Below are 9,509 nucleotides of genomic sequence, written 5' to 3'. Positions count from 1 at the left end.
GTATCAAGCCACCAAACGACTTAAAGACTACGGTTTCGTCGATGATACAGAACGTAGAGTAAAGGTGCCATTAGTCCGCCACTGGTTACTTCAGCATCACTCACTACGGCAAGAGATACTAAAACTGGAGACACTAGACCAAGACCAAAGTGATCCGATCTATAAACTAGCCAATGTACGGTATCAACAGGGGCAAATTCAGACAGCACTAGTGCTCTATCAAGAGGTTTTGCAAGTTAATCCCAATCATTTTAGCGCTCTGTTGGCCCTAGCTGAGGTGTATTTCCAGGCCAACAATTTCAGGAAAGCTGTAGAACTCTATAGAAGAGTTTATCCAGTTAAGCCAGTACAAAGCAAAGAAGGGTTTTTGCGATCGCTACTAAACTATGGAGATCAGTTGATCGAGCAACAAGCATTCACAAAAGCCAAGAAGCCTTTTCAGCAAATGTTGCACATTGACCCTGAGGATCAATTAGCACAGCAGAAACTAGAACATATTGAAGCTAAAATCGCAGCTATTAGTAAGACACCTATCAATCCGGTTCATAGCACCCCCAATCCTACTAGGTTAGGCATCGGCAAACTAGCAGCAGGTGTAGCAATCATTTCCCTGGTTGGTGTGGGATTTTATAACCTATCAACTCCCTGTGCAACCGGTGAACAGAAAGTCTTCGGGATTACATGTGTCGCCACTAATAGTAGTAAGACTAATACTAGTCAGAGTATTAGTCGCGGTGAGCGCAGCTTATTTCCTAGAATTGACAACAACCAAAATATTGACCGTGCTACTGAAGCATTCCAAAACGCCAACTATTCCGAAGCAGCTAAGTTTTTTAAGGAAGCTTGGCAGGCTAATCGAAATGATCCAGAATTACTGATTTACTACAACAATGCCCGAGCCCACCAACAGAGGCAACATCCATTCACTATCGCTGTGGTAGTGCCCATAGACCAAGACAACGACGGGGCAAAAGAAACATTGCGAGGGGTAGCCCAAGCTCAAGATCAGTTCAATGATTCATACGGATTAAATGGTCGATTTCTGGAAATTGCGATCGCTAATGATGGCAACGATCAAGCCAAAGCCAAAGAAATAGCTCAGGCTTTGGTGAAGGAAAAATCTATCGTGGGCGTAATTGGACATGAATCTAGTAAGGCCAGCGAGGCCGCACTCCCTGTATATGACCAAGCTGGCTTAGCGATGATTTCCTCCACCAGCACCAGTACTGATTTAAGCAGTCAAGACATCAATAACAACGTGTTCTTTAGGACAGCTCCTTCTAATCAAGAATTTGCGAAAAAACTGGCTAAACATGTCAAAACTCAAGCTGGCTTAGACAAGGTGGTAATTTTTTATGATGCTGACAGTGTCTATAGCAAAGGTTTCAAACAAGATTTTCAAACCCACTTTGAACAACTAGGGGGTAAGGTGGTTCGGGATATTAAATTAAACGATCCAGACCTGAATATAACTGAAGAACTCACAAGGAATCTTTCTCAAGATCAAGTCAAGGCCGCCATGTTATTCCCGAGCACACATTACATTGATACAGCTGTTGACATTGCTAAAGCCAACGCTCACCTGAACCCTAACCCCAACAACCGAGATCAGCAAGGGCTGAAGTTGTTCGGTGGGGATACGTTATATACTAAGACAATCTTGGAAGAGGCTGGGCAAGAGGTTGAAGGTTTAACTATGGTAGTACCCTGGTTTAGGGAAGTACCACAGGCAATAACCTTTTCTACAGCAGCTAACAAACGATGGGGAGGACATGTTAACTGGGTGACTGCCACTAGCTTTGATGCTACTCAAGCTTTTATTAAAGCTTTGTTCAAGGAAGCCGACCGAAAGCTAGTTCTCCAAAGACTCCAAAATGTTAATCTTGTACCGAGTGATACCTCAGGGTTTAGTTTGGAGTTTACTCCGAAAGGGGAGCGTAATGATAGTAAACCTGTCCTGGTGGAAGTGATTAAGGGTAAATTGAAATTTGTGTCAGAGCAAGACCAAGAGGGGATTGAAAAGTCACCGTAATCATCAAGCCTGGGGCAATACCACCTAATTCCCCTTTAGCAATACTGACTAAAAATACTTACTAAAATTTTAGAATTCTAACCTCGGTAGGAAATATAAGGATCTTAAACATCATCCTAGGGAGTTGTCTATAAAACCTAAATAATTGGATAAAATAGAGTATGGAGTAAATAAAAATAACCTAACTAAAGCAGTAAACGTTATATCTCTATCTCTATCGGAGATGACAAAAAATGATTTCAATAGTTCCTAGAAATCCCTATATTATTGGTCGTCCAATTGATGAGAATGACCCGGAATTATTTTGGGGAAGGCGAAGCTTATTCCGGTTTATTGAGGATAACCTCAAAAATAAAACCAAGGTTATGATAGTGTACGGTCAACGGCGGATTGGTAAGTCGTCCCTACTCCGTCATATTCCTACATCGGTTGACTTAGATAGCTTTGCCTTTGTTCCTTTTGATCTGGAATCCTACAGTCACAAATCTCTTGGTGAGCTCTTAGAGGAACTGGCGATAGAAATCCTGGATAGCTTGGAACTAGACTCCCCTGAAATCCCCTTGCCTGACCGTACCGCCCTAGACACCGACCCCTTGATATTTGCTAACCAGTTTTTGCCCCAATTATATCAAAGCTTGGGCAACCAAAATATAGCGTTATTGCTAGATGAATTCGAGACATTAAATAGCCCAGATTATAACCAATATAATCACCTATTATACGAGCATTTATTTCCTTACTTAAAATCCCTAGTTGCTCGACAGGATAATCTATACCTGATTCTCTGTGTGGAACAGGAATCGAAAGATTTACCGAATTTACTCCGGATATTCAAAGATGCCCCAACCCAAGAAATTGGCTTACTTGATCAACAAACTACCCAGGAGCTAATTACCAAACCAGCAGCAGGACTACTCACCTACGAACCTGCTGCTATCCAAGCCATTTACCAGTTATCTAGCGGGCATCCCTATTTTACCCAAGTCCTATGCTTTGCTATTTTTAGCAGAGCTAGGGAGTTAGAGCAGTGGCAAATCACCCCAGAAGATGTGGAAAACAGTGTAGACCAAGCCCTAGAAAATGCTAGTGCTGGATTGCTAGGGATTAGAGCCGGATTATCTATCCCAGAACGAGTAGTATTCTCTGCGTTTGCCGAGGCGGATAATCTCGTTAAAAATAGTTCTAAAAATAGTTCAGACCAGCCATTACAGCCGTTTTCAGATGAATTGACCTCACTACCAACTGCAAGCCCCCTAAATCCCCCAATTCTGGGGGACTTTAACTCAAGAACCCCCCAAAGTTGGGGGGCTAGGGGGGCAAAACTTGCTGTAAGTCTACTCGAAAACTACGGCGTTATTCCAACAACATCCTTAATAAAAGCACCAGACCAACTAGCGGAACGGGGTTTCTTAGATAAAAATAAATCTAAAGTAACCATTGAATTTATCCGGCGCTGGTTGATTAAACGTTACCCACTCCAGCAAGAAATCCTAGAACTAGAAAAAATAGACCAAGAGCAAACTAATCCCATCTATCAACAAGCCACTACCCAGGATCAACAGGGGGAAATTACCAAAGCCCTAGGACTATATGAACAGGTTTTGGAACTAAACCCTAATCATTTTAGTGCTGTATTTTCCCTAGCTCAAGGATATCTAGAGTTGGGAGAGTTTGAGAAAGCAGTTACCTATTACCAAAGAGCCTATAAAATTGACCAAATCCGTAACAAAGATGGCTTGGTGCGCTCCCTCTTAAATTATGGCAATCAGTTGATAGAGCAACAATCCTTCACAAGAGCAAGAGAGCAGTTTAACCAAGTATTGGAAATTGCTCCAGATAATATATCAGCACAGGAAAAAATCCTGGAAATTCAAAATTATCCAGAGAACTCTGATCGATTAATTCACAATAATTTGTCCTCTGGAATGGTTAGTGATTCTGGGATTATTGCTGAGTTTAGATATGAAATTAATCATCAGAATCTTAGTCAAGGAAATTGGTTAGGTAAACTAGCATTAGGAGTAGCAATCATTTCCCTGGTTGGTGTGGGATTTTATAAGGTATCAACGCCCTGTCCAGCTGGTCAACATAAAGTCTTCGGGATTAGATGCATTGCTACTACTATTAGTCGGGGTGACCACAGCTTATTTCCTAGAATTGACAACAAGGAAAAAATTGACCGTGCTACTGCAGCATTCCAAAACCAAAACTATAAGGCAGCAGCTAACTTGTTTAACCAAGCTTGGCAGGCTAATCCCAATGATCCAGAATTGCTGATTTACTACAACAATGCCCGAGCCCGTCAACAGGGCTTGGAACCATTCACGATCGCTGTGGTAGTGCCCATTGACCAGTCAAAAGACAGGGCACAAGAAATATTGCGGGGAGTAGCCCAAGCCCAACACCAGTTCAATAATTCAGGGGGATTAAATGGTCGATTTCTGGAAATTGCGATCGCTAACGATGGCAACGATCCAGCCACAGCGAAAGAAATAGCTCAAGCTTTAGTTAAAGAAAAATCTATCCTGGGGGTAATTGGACATAACTCTAGTAATGCCAGTAAGGCCGCACTCCCGGTATACGACCAAGCTGGCTTAGCCATGATTGCCTCCACCAGCACCAGTAGTTATGTAAATGGAAAGGTGTTATTTAGGACAGCTCCTTCTAATCTAGCAGTTGGTAAAGCACTGGCTCAACATCTCAAAACTACACTGGGCTTAGACAAAGTCGTAATTTTTTATGATGCTGACAGTGTCTATAGCAATAGTCTCAAAGACTTTTTTAAAAGAGACTTTGAACAACTAGGGGGTAAGGTGGTTCGGAAGATTGAATTAAACAAATCCGACTTTAATATAACAGAAGAAGTCGAAATAAGTCTCTATCAAGATCAAGTCAAGGCCGCCATGTTATTCCCCAGCGTGGAATACATTGATACAGCTGTTAATATTGCTAAAGCCAACGCTAACCTAAACCCTAACCCCAACAACCGAGATCAGCAAGGGCTGAGGTTGTTCGGTGGGGATACGTTATATAGTAGTAAAACCTGGCAAGAGCGTGAACAAGGGGTTGAAGGGTTGACTATCGCAGTCCCCTGGTTTAGGGAATCACCACAGGCAAAAAACTTTTCTACAGCAGCTAGGGAACTATGGCGAGGAGATGTTAACTGGCGCACTGCCACAAGCTTCGATGCTACTCAAGCCTTGATTCAGGCTTTGTTCCAGGACGCCTCTCCCGAGAAAGTTCTCGACAGACTCCGCAAGGTTAATCTTGTAGCGAGTGATACCTCAGGGTTACCTTTGCGGTTTACTGACCAAGGGGAGCGCCAGAGTCAACCTGTCCTGGTGGAAGTGGTTGATGGTGAATTTAAATTGAAGTAAGTTCATCAGGCAATTAATATAGCACTACTCATTCAGGTTAGGACATCATAACAACTAGTAAAAGCTCTTATAGTAAACTTCTGACTTCTGACTTCTGACTTCTGACTTGCGCGTAGCGCTCATCCATTGCCTAGCAGCGGAGAAATATGTCAAAATATTAAGCGTGTGGATTACATCATCTCTAACTACCGCGTTAACACCAACCGCTGTTGCCCTGGGAAACTTTGACGGCGTCCATTTGGGGCATCAGCAAGTTATTGCTCCCATTTTGCCGAAGCCAGTTACTGCTCAAGCTCAAGCCCTGACATCATCTAATCTTGAGCAATTTAGTAACCCAGAAACCACTGGCCCAAATCTAGACCCAAATCTAGAACTAATCTATCCCACAGTAGCCACCTTCAATCCCCACCCCCGAGAATTCTTTTCCGGTCAAGCCTGGAAGCTACTGACACCACCAACAGAAAAAGCACAACAGTTGAGTGCCTTGGGTGTGCAACAGTTAGCCCTATTACCCTTTAACCGGGAGCTAGCTTCCCTGAGTCCCCAGGAATTCGTGGAAAAGATTTTAGTCGAGCAACTCCAGGCACAGCAAGTCAGTGTGGGAGAGGATTTTTGCTTTGGCCATAAGCGAGCTGGCACCGCAACGGATTTGGATGCGATCGCCTCCGCCTACGGTATTACCGTCCATATCGTATCCTTGTACAAACGTCAAGACCAACGGATCAGTAGTTCCAGCATTCGCCAATCCTTAACGGAAGGGGATATCGACAAAGCCAACCGATTTCTAGGACGGCCATACACCCTAATCGGAATAGTAGAGAAAGGTCAACAACTCGGTAGAACCATTGGATTTCCCACCGCTAACCTCCACTTACCCCCAGACAAATTTTTGCCTAAGCTAGGGGTTTACTGCGTCGAAGTCTCCCATGGCCCTGAATCCTCTAACCTAGACACCAATTTATCCTCCCATCCTGGTGTCATGAATATTGGTATGCGCCCCACGGTCAAGGGCACCAGTTTAACCGTCGAAGTTCATCTATTCGATTGGTCCGGAGACTTATATGGCAAAACCCTAACCGTAAGCCTCAAGAAATTTATCCGCTCCGAACAAAAATTTTCCTCCCTAGATGACCTCAAAGCCCAGATTCAGAGAGATTGTGAAGCCGCTAGGGATTTTTTTAGGGGAATTTAGAATTGAGAATTTAGAATTGAGAATTGAGAATCGGGAATCGGGAGTCGGAACCCACCCCTAACCCCTCCCAGGAGGGGAACGGGAGTCGGGAGTCAGATCAGTAACTGGCTTGTTCTTGTTCCCCCCTTATTAAGGGGGGTTAGGGGGGATCACCCACCAGAAAGTTAGAGCAGGCTCACCAATTCTTGATTAGAATTTTGTAGTTGCTCAACCCACCTGGAAAATTCTGTATTGCTTATGCGATCGCTTCTGTATCGGTGATGCGATCGCTTCTGTATTAGTGATGCGATCGCTAATCCTTTATGCGATCGCTAATCCTTTATGCGATCGCTAATCCCGCAGCAAAACCCCAAAACAAAATCAGTTTGACTGGTGGTGCGTTACGGGACGGGCTCTCACAACACTGACTACGAGGTTGAAAATGCTGGCAAGCCCGCCCCTAACGCACCCTACTCCTGCTCCCGATTCCCGATTCCCGATTCCCGATTCCCCACTCCCGATTCCCCACTCCCTAAAGGAATTTGTTACAAAACTTTTCAAAATATGCTATAATTAAATATTTTTTGTGCTATACTCAAAATGGAGATACAAAAGTAAGAGCCAGCCCGAAGATGTACACGCCCAAGGCTGGCTCTGGCTCCCCTTTAAAGGAGATACCTAAATTATGTCCTATAGTCCCAGCTTACAACCGTGGGTCATGATTCGCCTATTGCGAGGCAGGCCACCATTAGTTTTCGCTCGGTTCTGCAGCCCTTCTGATGCCAGGAGCTATTCGCAAGCCATGAAACATCTCATGCCTGATGCTAAGTTTTTAATTTTTCTTGATAAAAGTCTACCCATGGATGAAGAAGAATAGGGATCTTGCTCTTGTTCCCCCCTTATTAAGGGGGGTTAGGGGGGATCACCCACCTGATCAGGGTAGGTTTTTTACATTTGAATCGGGAATCGGGAGTCGGGGTAAGAAACTTGACTGTACCTCCTGTACCTCATAAGTATGATAAGCCCTATCAAAATCTTTCCCATTTTCCGAAAACCCTTGCTAGCTTATAGGAGATAGGGGGATGTTTGCCCTGTTCCCTGTTCCCTGCTCCCTGCTCCCTCCAATAATTTATCCCTCACCCAATTGAACACTGCTCTATGAGACAAAGAATTCAACAGCTCCAGGAAAATCTCGGTCGTGTGATTGTTGGTAAAGCAGATGCCATTCGTCTAGTGATCGTGGCCCTATTGGCTGGGGGTCATGCCTTGCTGGAAGATGTCCCTGGTGTGGGCAAGACACTACTAGCGAAATCCCTAGCCCGTTCCATAGATGGGAAATTTCAACGTATTCAATGTACCCCTGACCTATTACCTACGGATATCACAGGAACCAATATCTGGAATCAGCGCAGTGGTGAATTTGAATTTCTGCCAGGTCCAGTATTTACCCATGTCTTGCTAACCGATGAAATTAATCGAGCCACACCCCGGACCCAGTCAGCCTTATTGGAAGTAATGGAAGAGCAGCAGGTAACCGTAGATGGGCGATCGCGTCCCGTACCTCAGCCCTTTTTCGTGATTGCCACCCAAAACCCAGTGGAATATCAAGGTACCTTCCCCTTGCCAGAAGCCCAAATGGATCGATTCCTATTATCTTTATCCCTAGGTTATCCCACAGAACAAGAAGAACTCCAGATGTTGCAACGCCATCTAGAAGGAATGATGGTTTCCGAGCTCACCCCCTGTATCACCACCGATGAAGTATTAGAATTACGGCATCTTTGTCAGCAGGTCAAAGTAGAACGGTCACTACAAGAGTATATGCTCAATTTAGTCAGAGCATCCCGTTCCGCCGAAGATGTCACCTTAGGAGTCAGTCCTCGCGGTACCATTGCTTTACAACGGGCAACCCAGGCACTAGCCTTTGTGGAAGGTCGAGATTATGCCATCCCAGATGATATCAAGTTCCTGGCACCTTATGTACTGTCCCATCGTCTCATTACCTCGGGGGGGCGTCGTGCTCAGCCCATTGTTGAGCAATTGTTGCGCTCTGTACCAATCCCTTAAAGAGTGTTGTGTGTGAGGTATGTCCAAATTTTTGAACTCAAGAAGCCCAAGGCGAAACCGTAGACGTTCACCTTGGGTTCTGTTATTATTGCTAATTTTTTGGAGTATTAGCATAGGATGGGGACTGGAGCGAGCCGTAGGATATACGATTGAGCCAGAAACAGTTACCTCCACCCCCACCGAAGTAATCGCATCCATGGACCCAGTGTCCAAGCGCTACAAATTAGGCAAAGACCTTTACCTAGAAAACTGTTCCGCTTGTCACATTGCTTTGCCACCAGAAGTATTGCCTACCGAAACCTGGCGTCGGTTATTGTTAGAGCCACAGGAACATTATGGTACGCAACTCCGAAGACTGCTTGGTCCAAGTTTATTGCTGACCTGGCAATACTTGCGAGACTTCTCCCGTCCCCATAACAAAGACGAAGAAGTCCCTTATCGTATGACCCAATCCCGTTATTTCAATGCCCTGCATCCCCGAGTCAAAATCCCTCGACCCTTTGGGGTTAAAACCTGTGTTACTTGTCATCCCGGTGTCGCAAACTACGATTACCGCACCCTGACCCCAGAATGGCAGGATGCCCCCTAATCCGGTGATGGGGAAATGGGGAAATGGGGAGATAGGGAGATAGGGAGTCTGGGAGTCTGGGAAATTAGGGAAGTATAGCGCTTTCTAGTCTAATCAGATACACAAGATTTTTTCACTCTTGGCTCTTGGCTCTTGGCTCTTCTGTGTTCCCGATTCCCGATTCCCGATTCCCGATTCCCGATTCCCGATTCCCGATTCCCGATTCCCGATTCCCGATTCCCGATTCCCGATTCCCGATTCCCGATTCCCGATTCCCGATTCCCGATTCCCGAT

7 protein-coding genes are annotated in these 9,509 nt (G+C 44.9%); all 7 read left to right on the top strand.

What is annotated here, in order from left to right:
- Positions 1 to 2,032: ABC transporter substrate-binding protein (locus F6K37_RS23790; protein WP_287252542.1), on the top strand; the 2,032-nt coding region annotated here is incomplete at its 5' end.
- Positions 2,033 to 2,265: 233 nt separating this feature from the next.
- On the top strand, positions 2,266 to 5,409 hold the full coding sequence (locus F6K37_RS23785; protein ID WP_287252540.1) for an ABC transporter substrate-binding protein: 3,144 nt from the start codon (positions 2,266 to 2,268) through the stop codon (positions 5,407 to 5,409).
- A 163-nt stretch (positions 5,410 to 5,572) separates the two neighbouring features.
- Complete coding sequence (locus tag F6K37_RS23780) at positions 5,573 to 6,601, top strand: bifunctional riboflavin kinase/FAD synthetase (protein WP_287252537.1); 1,029 nt, start codon at positions 5,573 to 5,575, stop codon at positions 6,599 to 6,601.
- A gap of 372 nt (positions 6,602 to 6,973) precedes the next feature.
- Positions 6,974 to 7,153 (top strand): hypothetical protein, encoded by a 180-nt coding sequence (locus F6K37_RS23775; protein ID WP_287252535.1) that lies wholly within the window; start codon positions 6,974 to 6,976, stop codon positions 7,151 to 7,153.
- A gap of 112 nt (positions 7,154 to 7,265) precedes the next feature.
- Positions 7,266 to 7,457 carry a hypothetical protein gene (locus F6K37_RS23770; protein ID WP_008191666.1) on the top strand — a complete coding sequence of 64 codons (192 nt, stop codon included), beginning with the start codon at positions 7,266 to 7,268 and terminating at the stop codon, positions 7,455 to 7,457.
- Between the two features lie 281 nt (positions 7,458 to 7,738).
- Positions 7,739 to 8,647: an AAA family ATPase gene (locus F6K37_RS23765; protein WP_008191660.1), complete on the top strand. Its 909-nt coding sequence runs from the start codon at positions 7,739 to 7,741 to the stop codon at positions 8,645 to 8,647.
- An 88-nt stretch (positions 8,648 to 8,735) separates the two neighbouring features.
- On the top strand, positions 8,736 to 9,236 hold the full coding sequence (locus F6K37_RS23760; protein WP_229414779.1) for a diheme cytochrome c: 501 nt from the start codon (positions 8,736 to 8,738) through the stop codon (positions 9,234 to 9,236).
- The last annotated feature ends 273 nt before the right edge of the window (positions 9,237 to 9,509 follow it).

The sequence above is a fragment of the Moorena sp. SIO4E2 genome, assembly GCF_010671945.1.
Taxonomy (GTDB): domain Bacteria; phylum Cyanobacteriota; class Cyanobacteriia; order Cyanobacteriales; family Coleofasciculaceae; genus Moorena; species Moorena producens.
Note: the sequence above shows the minus strand (reverse complement) of the source record. Positions and strands in the feature narration are given on the sequence as shown.

What these genes read in the sequence shown, in the direction of transcription:
- F6K37_RS23765 (WP_008191660.1), top strand. Translation starts at nt 7,739, where the DNA reads ATGAGACAAAGAATTCAACAGCTCCAGGAAAATCTCGGTCGTGTGATT.
- F6K37_RS23770 (WP_008191666.1), top strand. Translation starts at nt 7,266, where the DNA reads ATGTCCTATAGTCCCAGCTTACAACCGTGGGTCATGATTCGCCTATTG.
- F6K37_RS23785 (WP_287252540.1), top strand. Translation starts at nt 2,266, where the DNA reads ATGATTTCAATAGTTCCTAGAAATCCCTATATTATTGGTCGTCCAATT.